The 15,975-nt window shown below is 67.1% G+C and carries 16 protein-coding genes and 1 pseudogene; 1 reads left to right on the forward strand and 16 read right to left on the reverse strand.

Annotated features, from left to right (window positions below; translation table 11 throughout):
• The 14 genes from AXA74_RS22570 to AXA74_RS22635 form a co-directional block, all read right to left on the reverse strand.
• Nucleotides 1-521, reverse strand: a 521-nt coding sequence (locus tag AXA74_RS22570) for an enoyl-CoA hydratase/isomerase family protein (protein WP_060833325.1), incomplete at its 3' end; no start/stop codon positions are given.
• A gap of 25 nt (nt 522-546) precedes the next feature.
• Entirely contained in the window at nt 547-1,314 is a 768-nt protein-coding gene (locus tag AXA74_RS22575) for a GntR family transcriptional regulator (protein WP_029580927.1), read from the reverse strand.
• 12 nt (nt 1,315-1,326) lie between these two features.
• Nucleotides 1,327-2,124 (reverse strand): alpha/beta fold hydrolase, encoded by a 798-nt coding sequence (locus AXA74_RS22580; RefSeq protein ID WP_032962664.1) that lies wholly within the window; start codon nt 2,122-2,124, stop codon nt 1,327-1,329.
• Nucleotides 2,125-2,126: 2 nt separating this feature from the next.
• Nucleotides 2,127-2,510: a hypothetical protein gene (locus AXA74_RS22585; RefSeq protein WP_029580929.1), complete on the reverse strand. Its 384-nt coding sequence runs from the start codon at nt 2,508-2,510 to the stop codon at nt 2,127-2,129.
• On the reverse strand, nt 2,507-4,027 hold the full coding sequence (locus AXA74_RS22590) for a class I adenylate-forming enzyme family protein (RefSeq protein ID WP_029580930.1): 1,521 nt from the start codon (nt 4,025-4,027) through the stop codon (nt 2,507-2,509). Before AXA74_RS22590 ends, AXA74_RS22585 begins: the two co-directional genes overlap by 4 nt.
• A complete protein-coding gene (locus AXA74_RS22595; protein ID WP_032956010.1) occupies nt 4,020-4,748 on the reverse strand; it encodes an ABC transporter ATP-binding protein in 729 nt (242 codons plus the stop codon). The genes AXA74_RS22590 and AXA74_RS22595 overlap by 8 nt, the downstream gene beginning before the upstream one ends.
• Nucleotides 4,741-5,511, reverse strand: a complete 771-nt coding sequence (locus AXA74_RS22600) for an ABC transporter ATP-binding protein (protein WP_032970438.1) — start codon at nt 5,509-5,511, stop codon at nt 4,741-4,743. Before AXA74_RS22600 ends, AXA74_RS22595 begins: the two co-directional genes overlap by 8 nt.
• Entirely contained in the window at nt 5,508-6,491 is a 984-nt protein-coding gene (locus AXA74_RS22605; RefSeq protein ID WP_032956005.1) for a branched-chain amino acid ABC transporter permease, read from the reverse strand. The genes AXA74_RS22600 and AXA74_RS22605 overlap by 4 nt, the downstream gene beginning before the upstream one ends.
• The gene (locus AXA74_RS22610; RefSeq protein ID WP_029580934.1) at nt 6,488-7,345 is read right to left on the reverse strand and encodes a branched-chain amino acid ABC transporter permease; all 858 of its coding nucleotides are present in this window, start codon (nt 7,343-7,345) and stop codon (nt 6,488-6,490) included. Before AXA74_RS22610 ends, AXA74_RS22605 begins: the two co-directional genes overlap by 4 nt.
• Nucleotides 7,346-7,375: 30 nt before the next feature.
• Complete coding sequence (locus AXA74_RS22615; RefSeq protein ID WP_032979574.1) at nt 7,376-8,533, reverse strand: ABC transporter substrate-binding protein; 1,158 nt, start codon at nt 8,531-8,533, stop codon at nt 7,376-7,378.
• Between the two features lie 165 nt (nt 8,534-8,698).
• On the reverse strand, nt 8,699-9,601 hold the full coding sequence (locus AXA74_RS22620) for a dihydrodipicolinate synthase family protein (protein WP_032979573.1): 903 nt from the start codon (nt 9,599-9,601) through the stop codon (nt 8,699-8,701).
• Between the two features lie 55 nt (nt 9,602-9,656).
• Nucleotides 9,657-10,589, reverse strand: a complete 933-nt coding sequence (locus AXA74_RS22625) for an alpha/beta hydrolase (protein ID WP_080700163.1) — start codon at nt 10,587-10,589, stop codon at nt 9,657-9,659.
• Nucleotides 10,582-11,919, reverse strand: a complete 1,338-nt coding sequence (locus AXA74_RS22630; protein WP_032955996.1) for an MFS transporter — start codon at nt 11,917-11,919, stop codon at nt 10,582-10,584. The genes AXA74_RS22625 and AXA74_RS22630 overlap by 8 nt, the downstream gene beginning before the upstream one ends.
• Nucleotides 11,920-11,992: 73 nt before the next feature.
• Nucleotides 11,993-13,294: an amidase gene (locus AXA74_RS22635; protein ID WP_032979572.1), complete on the reverse strand. Its 1,302-nt coding sequence runs from the start codon at nt 13,292-13,294 to the stop codon at nt 11,993-11,995.
• A gap of 211 nt (nt 13,295-13,505) precedes the next feature.
• Between AXA74_RS22635 and AXA74_RS22640 the strand changes: the two genes are divergently transcribed.
• A complete protein-coding gene (locus AXA74_RS22640) occupies nt 13,506-14,549 on the forward strand; it encodes a LacI family DNA-binding transcriptional regulator (RefSeq protein ID WP_029580940.1) in 1,044 nt (347 codons plus the stop codon).
• A 15-nt stretch (nt 14,550-14,564) separates the two neighbouring features.
• Here AXA74_RS22640 and AXA74_RS22645 read toward each other — a convergent pair whose 3' ends face one another.
• Both AXA74_RS22645 and AXA74_RS22650 read right to left on the reverse strand, forming a co-directional pair.
• Nucleotides 14,565-15,767, reverse strand: a complete 1,203-nt coding sequence (locus tag AXA74_RS22645; protein WP_032979571.1) for a CaiB/BaiF CoA transferase family protein — start codon at nt 15,765-15,767, stop codon at nt 14,565-14,567.
• 14 nt (nt 15,768-15,781) lie between these two features.
• A pseudogene (locus AXA74_RS22650) lies at nt 15,782-15,975 on the reverse strand (tripartite tricarboxylate transporter substrate-binding protein); the annotation flags it as partial.

Consider the following 15,975-nt stretch of genomic DNA (forward strand, 5'->3'; position numbering starts at 1 on the left):
TTTTCGGCCAGCAGGATGGCGCGCTTGGCGCGCGGCGCGCCGATGAGGTTGACCATGCGCGGGATGGCGCCCCAGCCCATGTTCAGCCCCACCTTGGCTTCGGGCAGGTAGAGGATGGCGTTCTCGGCCGCGACGCGCCAGTCGCAGGCCAGCGCCAGGGCCACCGAGCCGCCCACGGCCGCGCCCTCGATGGCGGCGATGGTCAGCTGGGGGAGTTCTTCCCACAGGCGGCAGAGGCGGGCGCCGCGCTGCGCGATGTCGCGCCGCACCAGCAGCTGGGTATCGTCCTCTTGCCATTTCCGGGGGTCTTTCAGGTCGATGCCGGCCGAGAAGATGTCGGCGGCGCCGGTGAGCAAGACGGTGTGGACGGCCAGGGATTCGGCAAGGTCCCGCGCGACATGGGTGAGGGCGAGAAGCGTGTCCTGGTCGATGGCGTTGCGGTTGACGCCGCGATCGAATCGCACCACGGCCTGGGTGCCGGTGATCTCGACGGTGACGCTGTTGCCGTATTTGCCCTTCATGGCTTCCTCTTGGATGGATGAGCGGTCAGCTGCGTGTCTTGTGCTGCCCGTCGCGGCGCGACAGGCGGGTGACGTAGCGGAACTCGTAGGGGGGATAGAAGCTGACCGCGACCTCGAGCAGCTTGCCGGCGGGGTTGCGGAAAGACCGGATGATGAGCAGGGCCGGGTCGACGGCCTCGTACTCCAGAAAACGCGCCACGCGCGGCGGAAAGCGCGAGGCGGAGATTTCCATCTCTATGACTTCGACGATTTCGCCGCAATGGGCTTCGAGCAAGGGATAGACGCCACCCGGCTTGGTGGAGATATGCTCGGCCACGGCTTCGTATTCTTTGCGCAGATAAATGTCGGTCCAGGAGATGGCGCGCTTGGTGCCGGGCACGCAGCGGTAGGTCTCGACCTTGAACCATTCGGAGGGCGCGCCTTCCAGGGCGGTTTCCCGGGGCATCTTGGACAGCTCCATGACGCGCTTGTGCACATGCAGGTCGGTGGCCTCGAGGTAGCGCTGCAGCTGGTTGGTGGTTTCGAGCTCGACGCCGAACTGCGCCCGCGGATGCTGGCGCACCACGGTGGTGCCGGCCCGCCGCCGGCGCTCGACCACGCCGAGGTCGGTGAGTTTGCGCACCGCTTCGCGCGCGGTGTGGCGGCCGACGCCGAATTGCTCGCACAGCTCCATCTCCGTGGGCAGCTTGGCGCCCACCGGAAACTGCCCGTCCCGTATCATCTCCAGGAGATGGTCGCTGATGCTCTGGTAGAGCGTGGGCTTGGGCGAGGGCGTCTGGGTGTTCTGGGTCATACCTGTGGTCGTCTATAGGGATAGGCGGGCCATCGCGGCGAGCGTATCCTGGTAGAAGGGCTCGGGGCATTCGCTCTGCGGGAAGTGCCCGACGTTGCGCCATTCTATATATTCCACCGGAACCTGATCGCGCAGCTGGCGCGCCACTTCGCGCGCCGACTCGGGAGGGACGGACCAGTCCTCCTCGCCCTCGACGATCACCACGGGGCAGCGTATGCCCGGCAGGATCTGCTCCATACGGAAACCGCCGAAGGCGCAAATGTCGGCGAAGGCGACGGCGGGGTTGCAGCGGCGCGCATCGGCGATGAGGTCCTCGATGCGGTCGGCGCCCGCGGCGCTGCCCATGAGCGTGCGGAAGGTCACCTCGAACCAATCGCCGGGATTGATGCGCGCCATGCTGAGGATATGCGGGTTGTAGCCCGAGGACTTGACCACGTTGACCGAGGCGCCGTCGACCAGCACCAGGCCGCGCACCCGGCCGGGCGCGAAGACGGCCGCCTGGGCGACGACGCCGCCGCCCATGGAGTGGCCCATGAGGACGGCGTCCGCCAATCCCAGGGCGTCGAGGCATTGCAGCACATAGCGCGCGTTGTCGGGGGTGGCCGTATGCGGCCCGCCGGCGGGCAGGGCGCTTTTGCCGTGGCCGGGCAGGTCCAGGACATAGACGCTGTAGTGGCGGGCGAACCGATCGACCACATATTTCCAGGACAAGCTGTCCTGGCTGGCGCCATGGACCATGACCAGGGCCGGGCCCTGGCCCGCGAAGTCGTAATAGGCGCGCACGCCATCGGCGGTGACGACATAAGGCATGCTCAGGCCTCCTCTTGCGGGTTCAGGCGGGCGGTCAGGCGCGTGATGGCGTAGACCAGCAGCCAGTTCTGGACGCAGCGCCGCATGTCGCCGCCCACCGTCAGGCGATGCTGGCGCACCAGGCGGTTGAAGGGAAAGCCGCGGGCCAGGTCGTCGAAAGCGTCCTGCGGGCCTTCCAGCGTAAAGGCCACGCCGTCCAGGCCCGGACCGCCCTGCACGCGCTCGCCATCGGCCGACAGCCATAGCGCCTGGCCGCTGCTGGTGTTGCGCAGGCCCAGCCGCAGGTCGGCCAGGATGGCATGCCGCGCCACGAAGGCGTCGTCGGAAGCCAGGCGCGTCCAGGCGGCCAGCACGGCGGGGTCGAAGAGGTCGGGCGCGCGGGTCATGATAGAAACTGCTCCTTCAGGCGAAACTTCTGCACCTTGCCGGAGGAGGATTGGGGCAAGGCGTCCACGATGAAAATCCGCTTGGGCACTTTGAAGCCGGACAGGTGCGCGCGGCAGTGCTCGCGCAAGGCGTCCGCGTCCGGCTGGCGGCCGGCGGCGGGCACGACGGCGGCCACCAGCTCTTCGCCCCAGTATTCATGCGGCAAGCCGAAGGCGGCGGCCTCGCGCACATCGGTGTGGCCGGTCAGGCAGTTCTCGACTTCCAGCGCCGCGACATTCTCGCCGCCGGTCTTGATCATGTCCTTGCTGCGACCCAGGAAGTGGGCAAAGCCGTCCTCGTCGAGCCGGATCACATCGCCCGTGTGCAGCCAGCCCTGGTCATCGAGCACCTGCGCGGTCAAGGCCGGCTGTTTCCAGTAGCCCTTGAAGACCGTGGGACCGCGCACCTGCAGCTCGCCCGGGCCGCGCTGGTCGGCCAGCACCTGGCCCTCGGCGTCGACCAGGCGGTATTGCACATGCCGCCAGAGATAGCCGATGGCCCCGGGGTGTTCGAGAATCTCACGGGTGTAGCGGTTCTTGATGGTGGTCACGCAGCTCTCGGTCATGCCGAAACCCCAGCTGAACTCGGCATTGGGAAAGACACGCCGGATCAAGGCCTGGCGCCATTCGCCCAACGGGGCGGCGGCGGTCTGCACAAAGCGCGCCGAGGGCAGCACGCGGGAGGCGAAACCGGGGTGGTCGGTCAGGCCCACCCACATGGTCGACAGCAGGAAGACGTGCGTGGGCTGGTGCTCGTCCAGGGCCTGCAGGACCACCTCGATGTCGAAGCGCGGCAGGATGTGCAGGCTGCCGCCGGCGTACAGGATGGGGCCGTTGACGACCCCGAAGCCGCCGATATGGAACAGCGGCGTGGCCAGCAGCGAGCGCGCCTCCGAATCGATGCCCAGCTCCATGATGTAGTTGACCGCGTTGGCCGACAGATTGCCGTGCGTGAGCATGGCGCCCTTGGGGGTGGAGGTGGTGCCCGAGGTGTACATGAGGATGGCCACGTCGTCGTCCTCGACCGCGCCGAAGCGCCGGGCGACCGGATCGGCGCCGGCAGGATCGGGCAGCCGGGCGGGCAGGGCGTCGAGCCAGAGAGGCTGGACGGGCAGGGCGCCGTCGCGGCTCAAGGCGTCGACCAGGGGCTGGTGCGCGGCGTCGTACAGGCAGACCTTGGGCTCGGCGTCGCGCAGCAGATGCTCCAGCTCGGCCAGGCCGTAGCGCGTATTGACCGGCACGATGGCAAAGCCGCCCACGGCGGTGGCGTGCAACAAGGCCAGGTAGTCGATGGAATTGCCCGTCATGATGGCGACGCGGTCGCCGCGCGCCACGCCCAGGCCGGCCAGATAATGCGCCAGCGCCCGGGCGCGCTCGCAGAGTTGGGCAAAGCTCAGTTGCTGCCGGTCATCGGAGATGGCCGTCTTGCCGGGATGCCGTTCCGCGTTGAACATGGCAACCTGATAGATATTAGGCATGGGAGGGGGTCTCGGCTCCATGGCCCAGGTAGGCCGCGGCCACCTGGGGATTGCTTGCGACGGATGCGCTGTCGCCCGACAGGACCAGGCGGCCCGTCTCCAGCACGACAGCATGATGGGAGAGTCTGAGCGCCAGGCGCGCGTTCTGCTCGACCAGGATGATGGTGGTGCCGTCCTGGCTGATCTGGCGGATGGCACGGGCCACCTCCAATGTCACGGCCGGCGCCAGGCCGAGCGAGGGCTCGTCCAACAGCAGCAGGCGCGGGCGCGACATCAGGGCGCGCCCGATGGCGCACATCTGTTGTTCGCCGCCCGACAGGTGGCGGCCCAGGCTGCGCTCGCGCTCCTTCAGGCGCGGGAAGTATTCATACACGCGCGCAATGTCGGCCTGGATGCCGGCACGGTCATGGCGCAGATAGGCGCCCATGACGAGGTTCTCGCGCACGGTCAGCTCGGGAAACAGGCGCCGGCCTTCGGGCGAAAGCGCCAGGCCCAGGGCCACGCGCTGCTCCGTGCCCAGGGACTCGATGGCCTGGCCCTGCAGGCGGATGCGGCCGCCGCGCACGGGCACCAGGCCGATGAGGGCTTTCATCAGCGTGGACTTGCCCGCGCCGTTGGCGCCGATGACGGCGCATACGCCGCCGGCCTGCACCGCCAGGGAAACGTCGTCCAGCGCTCGCACCGCGCCGTAATTGACCGACAGGCGGTCGACTTCAAGCATCGTCAAGGTCCGCTCCCAGGTAGGCTTCGATGACCTTGGGGTCTTGCTGTACCTGCTCGCGCTCGCCATCGGCCAGCAGCCGGCCGTTGACGAGCACCACCAGGCGCTGGCATAGGCGCATGACCAGGCCCATATCGTGTTCGACCACCACCACATCGATGCCCGTGCCGTGGATGCGCTCGATCAGGTCGGCCATGGCCACGGTCTCGACCGGATTCAAGCCCGCGGCGGGTTCGTCCATGAGCAGCATGGCCGGCCTGGCGGTCAGGGCCATGCCCACACCGAGGATTTTCTGCAGGCCATAGGCCAGGGACCCGGCATCGGCATCGGCCAGGGCCGTCATGCCGATGCGCTCCAGCGCTTCGCCGGCCCGGCGCGCCGCCTGGGCGCGGCCGCGCCGCAAGCCCCAGGGCGCCAGGAGCGACAGCGGGGTCGGGAATTGCCGGAACAGCGCCGCGCGGTAGAGGTTTTCATACACGCTATGGCCGGCGAATACGCTGGTGGACTGAAAGGTCCGCACCAGTCCGCGGCGGGCGATGGCCGCGGCCGACGCCCCGGTGAGCGCCTGGCCGTCCAGGCGCACAATGCCCGCCGAGGGACGCGCCGACCCGGCGATCAAGTTGAACAAGGTGGTCTTGCCGGCGCCGTTGGGGCCGATGACGCCGGTGATCTGCCCCGGCACCGTCTTGAAGGACACCTCGTCCACGGCGCGTATGCCGCCGTAGAAACGGCTCAGGCCTTGCACTTCCAGTTCGGCGCTCATGGCTGGGGTCTCCGCAGGCTTTGCACGGCGGCGCGCGCCAGCGCGGCCAGCCCCTGCGGCATGAAGAGCAGCAGCAGGATGAGCGTCAGGCCATAGATCAGGCGCTGGTATTGCTGCAGGCCACGCAGCAGCTCGGGCAGCGGCACCAGCAGGGCGGCGCCGACCACGGCGCCGGCCAGGACGCCCACGCCACCCAGCACATTCATGATGACGGCGTTGACGGCCGTCCAGAAACCGAAGGCATCGGGCGAGATATAACCCTGGTAATGCGCGTAGAGACTGCCGGCCCAGCCGGCGATGGCGGCGCTCAGGGCAAAGACGCTCACCCGGAAGCTCAACACATCCAGGCCGCCCGAGGTCACCAGGGCTTCGTTCTGCTGCAGCGAGGCGGCGATCATGCCCCATTCGCGGCGATAGAGCAGGCGCAGGCCGAAATAGACCAGCAAGGCGAAGCACACGGCGACCAGGTAGACGCCATAGCGTCCTTCGGGGATGGGCAGGCTGGCCGACATGGGCGGGATGTCGCCAAAGCCGTTGTTGCCGCCAAACAGCCCGTGGAACTCGATGAAGCACAGCACGATGGCCTCGCCCAGCGCGAAGGTCAGCAGCGCGAAGTGCACGCCCTTGATACGCATGAAGACCGGGCCGGCCAGGGCGGCCACGGCGGCGGTCAACAGGCCGGCGCCGACGAAGGCGGCAGGAAAGGACAGACCATAGTCGCGCCCCAGGATGGCCGAGGTATAGGCGCCCAGCCCGAAAAGCGCGCCGTGCGCGAGCGACAGCTGGCCGATGCGCAGCAGCAGATTCATGCTCATGGCCAGCGCCGCATAGATGGCCACCATGATGGCCAGATGCAGGTGGAAGCGCGGCTGGCCGGCCCACAGCGGCCAGCACAGCAGGACGACGACGAGCAGGGCATGCCAAAGCCATGGCAGCGGGCCGTCCTTGCGGTAGAACGCCAGGTGTCGGGAGACATTCATGATGATTTACCCATCAGGCCGCTGGGCCTGACCAGGAGCACGGCCATGACGATCAGGAACGACACCATGGTCGCGACCGTCGCGTTATAGAAAGTGGCGGCGATGGCCTCGGTAAAGCTCAGGATGAGCGCGGCCACCACGGCCCCGGGCAGGCTGCCCAGCCCGCCAAGCACCACGATGATGAAAGCCTTGACCACGACCGCTTCGCCCATATAGGGATGGACGGTGTAGACCGGCGCCATCAGCGCGCCGGACAGCCCGGCCAGCCCGCAGCTCAGCGCGAAGGTGAAGGCCATGATCTTGCGCGAGCCGACCCCTTGCAGGCGCGCCACTTCGCGGTCTTGCGCCACGGCCCGGATGGTGATGCCCAGCCGCGTGCGCTCGATCAGGAAGTAGAAGGCCGCCAGCGCGATGACGCTGATGCCGACGATGAGCAGTTGATCCTTGGCGAAGAAGGCCGGGCCGACCTGCCAGGCTCCTTCGACCGGCCGGCGCACGGATTGTTCGTCCACGGAGAACAGCAGCGACATCGCCGCCTGCAGGGTGATGGCCAGGGCCAGCGACATGATCATGCCGCCCATTTCGTCGCCGGTGAAGCGGCGGAACAGCCCGCGCTCGACCAGCAGGCCCAGCGCGCCCACGGCCAGCGCCGCCGCGGCCAGCGCCGGCAGATAGGGCCAGGACAGGGCGCCGTAGAAGATGAACATGGCGTAGGCGCCCAGCATGTAGAACTCGCCATGGGCGAAGTTCACCACGCGCAGGATGCCGAACACCAGGGTGAAGCCCAGGGCCACGAGCGCGTAGACGAAGGTCGACATCAGGGCGATGATGACGATCTGCAAGGTGATCTGCATGGTGAAGAGGCCTAGTGGTCGGGCGCGGGATCAGCGGGCCTCGAACTTCTCGATGACCTCCGCCTTGCCGCCCTTGATGACGCCCAGGTAGGCCGGCGTGGCGATCTGGTGGTCGACGCCATAGACGCTCTTGCCGCCCCAGACAATGCTGCCCTGGATGCCGTCGAAAGTCGGGCTGGCCTCGATTTTCTGGACCACGGCGGTGGTGTCGCTGACCGAGCCGGCCTCCTTGATGGCCTTGAACAGCAGCCGGGTGGCGTCGTAGAAATAGAAGGCGAAGTCGTCCATGCTGTTGCCATGGAACTTGGCGTAGGCCGCGCTCAGGCGCGCGTAGGGCGCGCTGGTCGGGTCGGCCGAGAGGTAGACCAGCGTGCCTTCGGCGTTCTCGGCGCCGGCGGACTTGACGGTTTCAGCCACATTATTGCCGCCGAACTTCGTGAAGCGGCCCTTGAAGCCCATCTCGCGCGCCTGGCGGATGACGATGCCGGCCGGCCCGGGCGGCACGGTGTCCAGCTCGATGAAATCGACGTTCTTGGCCAGGATGCTGGTCAACAGGGTGCGGAAATCATTCTGCGAGCGCTCGAAGAACTTGGCCTCGGCCACGGTGTAACCCGCATCCTCGTAGGCTTTTTTCTGCGTCTTCTGCGTGCTCCAGCCTGTGGCGTCATTGGGCGAGAGGATGGCCAGGCGCTTGAGGTCGGGCTGGTGCTTCTTCAGCCAGCCGATCAATTGGCCGTTGTATTCGTAGGTGGTGGGCAGGACACGGAAAAGATACTTGGTGTTGGCGTCCAGGATCTCGGTGGAGTAGCTATTGGACAGCAACACGATCTTGTTGCGTTCGGTGATGGGCTTCATGGCCATGACCGACGCCGAGCCGATGGGCCCGATGATGAACTTCACCTCGTCCTGGTCGATGAGGCGGTTGGTGGCCGTGACCGCGTCGGCCGCCTTGTAGTGGTCGTCGTAGGTCACGACCTCCACCTTGTACTTCTTGCCCTGGACCTCGAGGCCGCCGGCCTGGTTGACCTCCTCGACGGCGACCTTGACGCCGCCATCGACGGCCAGGCCCCAGGGCGCGCCCGGCCCCGTCATCCCGCCCACCACACCCAGCTTCAATGTCTCCGCCTGCACCGCCAGCGCGGCCAACAAGCCCGCGGCCGCGAATGCGGCTTGCAATCCCTTTTTCATTGTCTTTCCTCAACGTTAATTGACCGGACATATTGGAATTTGATCCGAACAATAAGGTATCAAGGAAGGACTGTCCAGGGAACTTTCGTTTTTTCATGTCGATATTCCCCGGACGTCATAGGGGCGGGCGGGACCGGCCTCAGGGTTTTCCTGATCCGGACGGCCTCAGCCGGCCACGGCGCCCACCTCCAGCAGGGCCTGCCTCACGGCCTGCCTGCCTTCTTCGGACAGCGGCGACTGGGGTGCGATGGGCTCGCCCACGTCATAGCCCTGCATGCACAGGGCGCCCTTGATGCAGGCCGCCAAGTTGTACTTGGCGAAGACTTCGTTGATTTTCCAGAGCTTGCGCTGGAGCACCATCGCCTCGGTCCACTTGCCGGCCTTGCAGAGCTCATAGAGCTCGACACTTTGGCGCGCGACGATGCAGGCAGGGCCGGCCATCCAGCCTCCGCCGCCGAGGAGCATGACGGCGGCGGTGATGTGGGACGAGGCCGCGAACAGGGTCATGCGGTCGCCGACCAGGGACTGGATGGAAAGCAGTCTGCCGGTGTTGTAGGAGGCGTCCTTGAGGTATTGGATGTTCGGTATCCAGCTTAGGCGTTCGAGCACCTTGAGGCTGAGATCCGAACGCTGGAAATTGGGGTTGGTGTAGATGACGATGGGCAGATCGACCGCCTGTGCGATGGCCTTGAAATACTCGTAGACGCCGTCCTCGGAGATGGCGAAATAGGCTTCGAGCACGGCCAGGATGCCGTCGCAACCCAAGGCCTGGAAGTCGCGCGCCTGTTCCACGGCCTGGGCGATGCTGGTGGCGGCCACGCCGGCCACGACGGGGACGCGCCCGGCGCTGGCTTGCACGACGGTGCGCACGACGTCGCGCTTCTGTTCCTGGTCGAGATAGGCGAACTCGCCGGTGGACCCCAGCGGGGCCAGGCCATGCACGCCTTGGGCGATGAGGTCCTGGCAGAGGGTGTGGAGCACCTCGGTGTTGACGCTGTTATCCGGGCGAAGGGGGGTGACGAGATAGGGAAATACGCCGTGGTAGGCGGCTTGCTGGGTGTGGGGCATAGTGTCGTGACGAGACCGCCAGGCGCGTGCCTGGCGGCGGTTGGAAAGGAAGTGATCAGGAAGCAAGGCCGGCCAGCCAGGCCGCGATGGTTTGCGCGACCAGGGGTTCGCTGCCGAGGTACCAGTGGTTGCCGGGCACGATGGCGCTGCTGAAGGCGGGGCAGCGCGCCGCCCGCTGTTCAAGGAGGGACAAGGCCCGGGCCACGTCGCCGCCGCCGACGATTTCGCCGCTCGAACCATAGAGGGCAAGCAGCGGCAGCGTGACTTTGGCGAGGTCCTCGAAGGCGCGGATCGAGCCGCGGCCGAAGAAGTCGAACACGTCGGAAGGTTTGCCGTCTTCGAAGCGGTCGATGAAAGTGGCGGCCGAAATCCGCTGCTTGAGCAGGCCGACGACGCAGTCTTCGCCCATGAGGGCGCGGCCCTCGCCTCTGCGCAGCATGGCCCGGGCCTCGTCCATGAAGCGCGTGGCCGAGGCGTCGCCGTGCATGGCCCAGAAGGCGCCCTTGAGGTCGGCGGCCGAGGCCAGCACAAGCCCGCGCACGCGCGGGTCGGCGGTTTCGGCCTGGTACCGCACGACCTTGGCCGCGCCCAGGGAGTGGCCCAGCAGGATGATAGGACCCCGGGTTTTGCTGGCGGCGTAGTCCACCCAGGCGGCCAGGTCGCCGATGCACTCGTCGAAGATTTCGAAGGCCGATCCGCCGAGGCTGTATCGGGGCGGGTCACCACGCCGGGCCATGGCGATATTGCCGTGGGCCGAGCTTTCCACGGTGAGGAGGTGGACACCTTCCAGCTCGGGCGCCGAGAGAAAGTCCACGACGAAGCTGGTGCCGAGGTTGCCGCTCAGGCCATGCAGGCAGAGCAGCAGAGGAGCCTGGCCGTCGGCCGGCGCATGCAAGCCGGTCATCTCCACGCCGGCGCGCGATCGAACGCGCGCCAGCCTGCCGCTGCGGCGGCTTTCGGTCCAGTGAGGTTTCTGGGTGTCAGGCATAGGATTGTGCGGAGGGGTTCTTGGGCGCGCGGCGGCCCGGGTGGACGAAGAGCATGGCGACCACGCCAATGGCGGTGGCGGCGGTGGCGGCCGTGAACATGGCCGAATAGCCGTACTGATAGGTCAGATAGCCGGTCAGGGTGGGCGCGATGATGGCGGCCAGGTTGGCGATGGCGTGGGTGATTCCGCTGAAGGAGCCGACGCGGGATTTGGGCGCGGTGTCGATCACGATGGCCCAGTAGACGGAGTTGGCCAGGGAATTGATGGCATTGGCCAGCGTGATCAGGCCGACGGCCTGCCAGATGGAGCTGGCCGAGGAGACGAAGTAGAACACAATGCTGGTGGCCAACAGGCAGGAAGCGCCCAGCAGGCTGCGACCCAGGCGCAGGCTGCCGGTCTTGCGCACGATGAGGTCGGACAGCCGGCCGCCCAGCAGCACGGTAAAGCAGGCACCGGCCCAGGGAATCATGGCCAGATACCAGATGGACGACAGGCTGAATCCGAATTGGTCTTCCAGGTATTTGGGCGTCCAGGTCAACAGGAGGAAGTTGACGTACATGAAGGAGAAGCAGGCGATGGCATTGAGCACCAGCGCGGGTGTCTTGAAGTACTGCCACCACGGCACAGGACCGCCGTCGTCCTCGGCCGCTGCCGCCTGGCCGACCGGATTGCGCTCCTGCTCGGCCCGGATGTATTGCTTCTCGGCGTCGCTGATATAGGTGTTTTGCGCGGGCCGGTCGGTGAACAGGCGGATGAAGAGGATCAGCACGATCAGGCTCACCACGCCCAGCACGATGAACATGGCGCGCCATCCGCCGAAGAAATGCTGCAGGCCAATGGCGATCGGCGCCGACAGCATGGCGCCCAGCGGTGTGCTCAGCAGCGCCAGCGACACCACGAAGCCGCGTTCCCTGGGAATGGACCAAAGAGAAATACTCTTGTAGACCACCGAATAGGCCGGCCCCTCGGCCAGGCCGAAGAGGATGCGGATCGTGGCAAAGCCCAGCAGGGCCGAGCCGCCCAGCGCCAGCACGCCGAAGTCGCCGGCATAGGCGGTGGCGATGGCCAGGATGGACCAGCCGGCGGCCGCGTAAAGCCAGACCTTGCGCGGACCGAAACGGTCGGCCATGAAGCCGCCGCCCAGCGCGCCGAACAGATAGCCGTAGCCGAAGTAGCCCAGCAGCGCCCCCCATTGTGTGCGGTTCAGGCCGTACTCCGACGTGATGCCGGCGGCCGCGTATGACAGGGCGCCGCGGTCGATGTAGTTCAGCAATGCCATCAGCATGATGAACAGGAAGATGTGATACCTCTTGCTGGGGACGCTTCGCATTGAAGACCTCCTTGTCGCCGCCAGGCTGCCGCCGGACGGTCGTGTGCGGGTTGTGTGAGGAACTGCCAGGGTGTCAAGACGGCTTGCGGGAGGTTTCCAGGAGCCGCGCATATTGGTAGAGGGTCGTTTCGTCGTGGTAGCGCCCGATGAGCTGGATGCCGATGGGCAGGCCGGCAGATGCGCTGAAAGGCACGGACAGGCTGGGGTGGCCTGACAGGCTGCTGGGCACGGTCAGGCGCGTGAGCAGCCACATGGTGGGATAGTCCGTGTCGCCGACCCGGGTGACGCGCTCGCCGATACGCGGCGCGGTGATGCCGCAGGTCGCGCTGAACAGGACGTCGACCTGGGCGAGCGTTTCGTCAAAGGCCTGGATCGCCATCCTTCGCCGCGCCAGCGCGCAGAGGTACTCGGATGCCTTGATGTCTTGGCCGGTGAGCAGGCGTTCGCGGATTTCCGGATCGAAAGCCGCTTGCCCCCGCAGCGCGGCCTCATGCTCGTGATAGGCCTCGGCCTTGAGGATGACCTGCTGGGCGTCGTAGATGTCCTGGGCGGCGGCGAGGTCGATGTCGATCACGGTGGCGCCGGCGCGTTCGAAGGCGGCCCTGGCCGCGCGCACGGCGGCGCGCACCTCCGGCACAAGGTGAGAGGCGTAGAAGCCGGTCAGCATGCCGATTCTCTGTCCCGCCACGGGCCGGTCCAGCTTGCCAGTGTAGGTTCCGCCTGGCGCCTGGGCCAGTACCTCGAGCAATAGGGCGTTGTCCGCGACGCTGCGGCTGATCACGCCGGCGTGGTCCAGGGTGGGACTGAGCTTGGCGATACCGTCGCGGGGCAGCAGGTCATAGCCGGGCTTGATGCCGACCACGCCGCACAAGGCGGCGGGGATGCGCACCGATGCGCTGGTATCGGTGCCCAGGGCGGCCGGGCAGAGCCCGGCGGCGACGGCCGCGGCCGAACCGCTGCTCGAGCCGCCGGCGACGCGCTCCGGATCATGGGGATTGCGCACGGGGCCGAAGGCCGATTTGTCGCCGGTCGAACCGTAAGCGATTTCGTGGGTGTTGGTCTTGCCGATGATGAGGGCGCCCTCGGCGCGCAGGCGTCGCACCACCTCCGCGTCGCGCTCGGCCGGCGGCGCCTGTTCGAACTGCTTCGAGCCCAGGGTGGTCGGCAGACCGCGGGCGTCGATGAGGTCCTTGACCGCGATGGGGATGCCGGCCAGACGGCCAACTGGCGTGGCGGCGGCGAGCGCCTCGCGGTCCAGGGCAATGAAACTGTTGAGCGGCGACTGCTCGATGGCCTCGAACAGCCGGCCCAGCACGCTGTCAGGCCGCTGGCGGCCAAGGCGGTAATCGTCCAGCAGTTGCGGGATATCCTGCATGTTGGAATTCCTAGTATGTTGCTGACACAAACGTTTGGGTTTCCGAACCCGAACGTTTGGGTCGAAGCTTAAATAGCGAACCGCCCGCAGGTAAGCTAGGACTTACCCGAACGTTTGGGTCGGCGAGCGCGGGAATGCCGAAAGGGCGTCGGGTGCTGACGTATACTCCAGTCCTGGTGACGCTTCAGGAAGTCACGTCGGCCTGGAATCAATGACGAAAAACTCCCCAGACCTGCACAAACCCATCACTTTGCGCGCGCTAGCCGCGAAGTTGAACGTCCATATATCGACCGTTTCGCGGGTGCTCAACGGCTCGGAGGAGGACGCGCGCAGCGCGGCCGCGCCCGAGACCGTGGCCCTGATCCGCGAGTTGGCGGCGCAGCACAATTACCGGCCCAATCCCTACGCCACCAGCCTGAAGACCAAGAAAACGCGCACCGTGGGGGTGTTGGTGCCCCGGCTGTCGGACCTGGTCCTGGCGACCATCTACGAGGGTATCGACGCGGCCGCCACGCGCGAAGGCTATTGGACCGTCGTGGCCAACACCGAAGACAAGGTGGAGCGCCATCGCCAAGTGGGCGAGATGATGCTGGGCCGTCACGTCGACGGGCTCGTCTTTGCCGACGCGCGGCTGGACGACAGCAGTTTCATCGAAAGCATCCATGAGCGCGGCATCCCCATGGTGTTGGCAAGCCGCCATCTGGGCCCGCAGTATTGCACCGTGGCCTGCGACGACGCCGAAGGCGGGCGGCTGGCGGCCGCCCATCTGCTGGATCTCGGCCATGAACGGGTGGCGGTGCTGGCCGGCGAGCGATTCGCCAGCACGGGTTACGACCGCGCCATGGGCTTTGTCGAGCACTGCCGGTCGCGCGGCGTGACGGTGCCCGGATCGTGGCTGCTGCACAGCCAATTCGACACCGGCAGCGGCCGGGAGCTCGGCAACCGCTTATTGAGCGGCAAGACGCGGCCCACGGCGGTGTTCGCGGTCAATGATTTCCTGGCCATCGGCCTGATGGGCGCGGCGCGCGATCAAGGCTTGCAGCCGGGCAAGGACATCGCCATCGTCGGTTTCAACGACACGCCGTTGGCCGCTGAACTGCCCATTCCCCTGACCTCCATAAAATCTTCCATGCACCAGATGGGCCTGACGGCCATGGAGCTGCTGCTTGAACGCATCGCCGGCAAGTCACCTGCCTCCGTGCGGTTGCGCCCGGAGCTGGTGGTGCGGGCGAGCTCGGGCGGCGTGCTGGCGTGAGAGCCCGACGCCGCGTCAGTCCGCCTTTACCTTGCCTTCCTTGATGACGCGGGCCCAGTTGCGGGAGTCCTGATCGGCCAGCTCGCGCAGGATTTCCTCGTTGTGCTGGCCCAGCCTGGGCGCCACGCCGCCGGCCCTGGGCGGGGTGGCCGACCACCGGGCCGTGGGCGCGAGTCCGCGATAGCGGCCGCCGTCGGCGTCTTCGTAGGGCTGCAGCAGGCCGCCCGCTTGCGACAGGCGCTCGACCAGGGTGTCCAGGCCGGGCGCTTCGGCGGCGGGGATGTCGGCGCCGTTCAACAGCGCCAGCCATTCGCGTGTCGTGCGGCGCGCCATGTGCTCGTCCACGAAGGCGTAGACCTCGTCGATATGGCGTGTGCGGCTGCTCATGCTGCGGAAACGCGGGTCTTCGTCCCAGAGCTGAGGCTGGCCGGCCAAGCCCAGGAAGGCCTGCCAGTGGCGGTCGGTATAGACGATGGTGCTGATCCAGCCATCCAGCGTCTTGTAGGGGCGGCGGTAGCGCGACAGCAGGCGCGGATTGCCCGCCGGCCCCAGCGGGGGCTCGAAGCTGGCCGCGCCGAGATGGTCGCTCAGCATGAAGGACGCCATGGTTTCGTACATGGGCAATTCGATGCGCTGGCCCGGCCCGTCGGCGCCGCGCTGCAGGAGCGCGGCCAGCACCGTCTGGGCGGCGAACAGGCCCATGGTTTTGTCGGCCAGGTTCAGCGGCAGGTAGCGCGGGTCGCCGCCGCCGGCGCGCGCCACCAGGTCGGGCAGGGCGCACATGCCCTGGATGAGGTCGTCGTAGGCGGGCCGCCCGGCGTCGGGACCGTCTTCGGCGAAGCCCGACAGATAGACATAGACCAGCCGGGGATTGCAGGCGCGCAGCGTGTCCCAGCCCAGGCCCAGCCTGTCCAGGGCCCGGGCGCGCATATTGGTGATGAAGACATCGCTGCGCGCCACGGCGCTTTGCAGCACCGGCAGCGACGCCGGCGCCTTGAGGTCCAGGCAGAGGCTGCGCTTGCCGCGGTTCAGGTTGAGAAAGACCGGGCCCATGCCGGCTTCGCGCGCCGGGCCCATCTGGCGCATGATGTCGCCTTCGGGCGGCTCCAGCTTGATCACGTCGGCGCCGTATTCGGCCAGCATCTGGGTGGCGTAAGGCCCCATGATGACGCTGGTGAGGTCCAGCACCCGCACGCCTTGCAAGGGGAGGGATTTCATCGCTGCCGGCCCGCCTATTGGATCTCGATATGGGCGTCGCGCACGATGTCGCCCCATTTGCGGATTTCGGCGCTGACATACTGGCGGAAGCGGTCCACCGTCATGTCGCCGGGCGTCGTGCCCTGTTCGGCCAGCAGCTTGGCGAAGGCGGGATCGTGCATGGAGGCGCGCGCCAGCGCGTTCAGGCGCTCCAGCACGGCGGGCGGAG

It is taken from the genome of Bordetella hinzii LMG 13501, from assembly GCF_001548475.1.
Classification (GTDB): domain Bacteria; phylum Pseudomonadota; class Gammaproteobacteria; order Burkholderiales; family Burkholderiaceae_B; genus Bordetella; species Bordetella hinzii.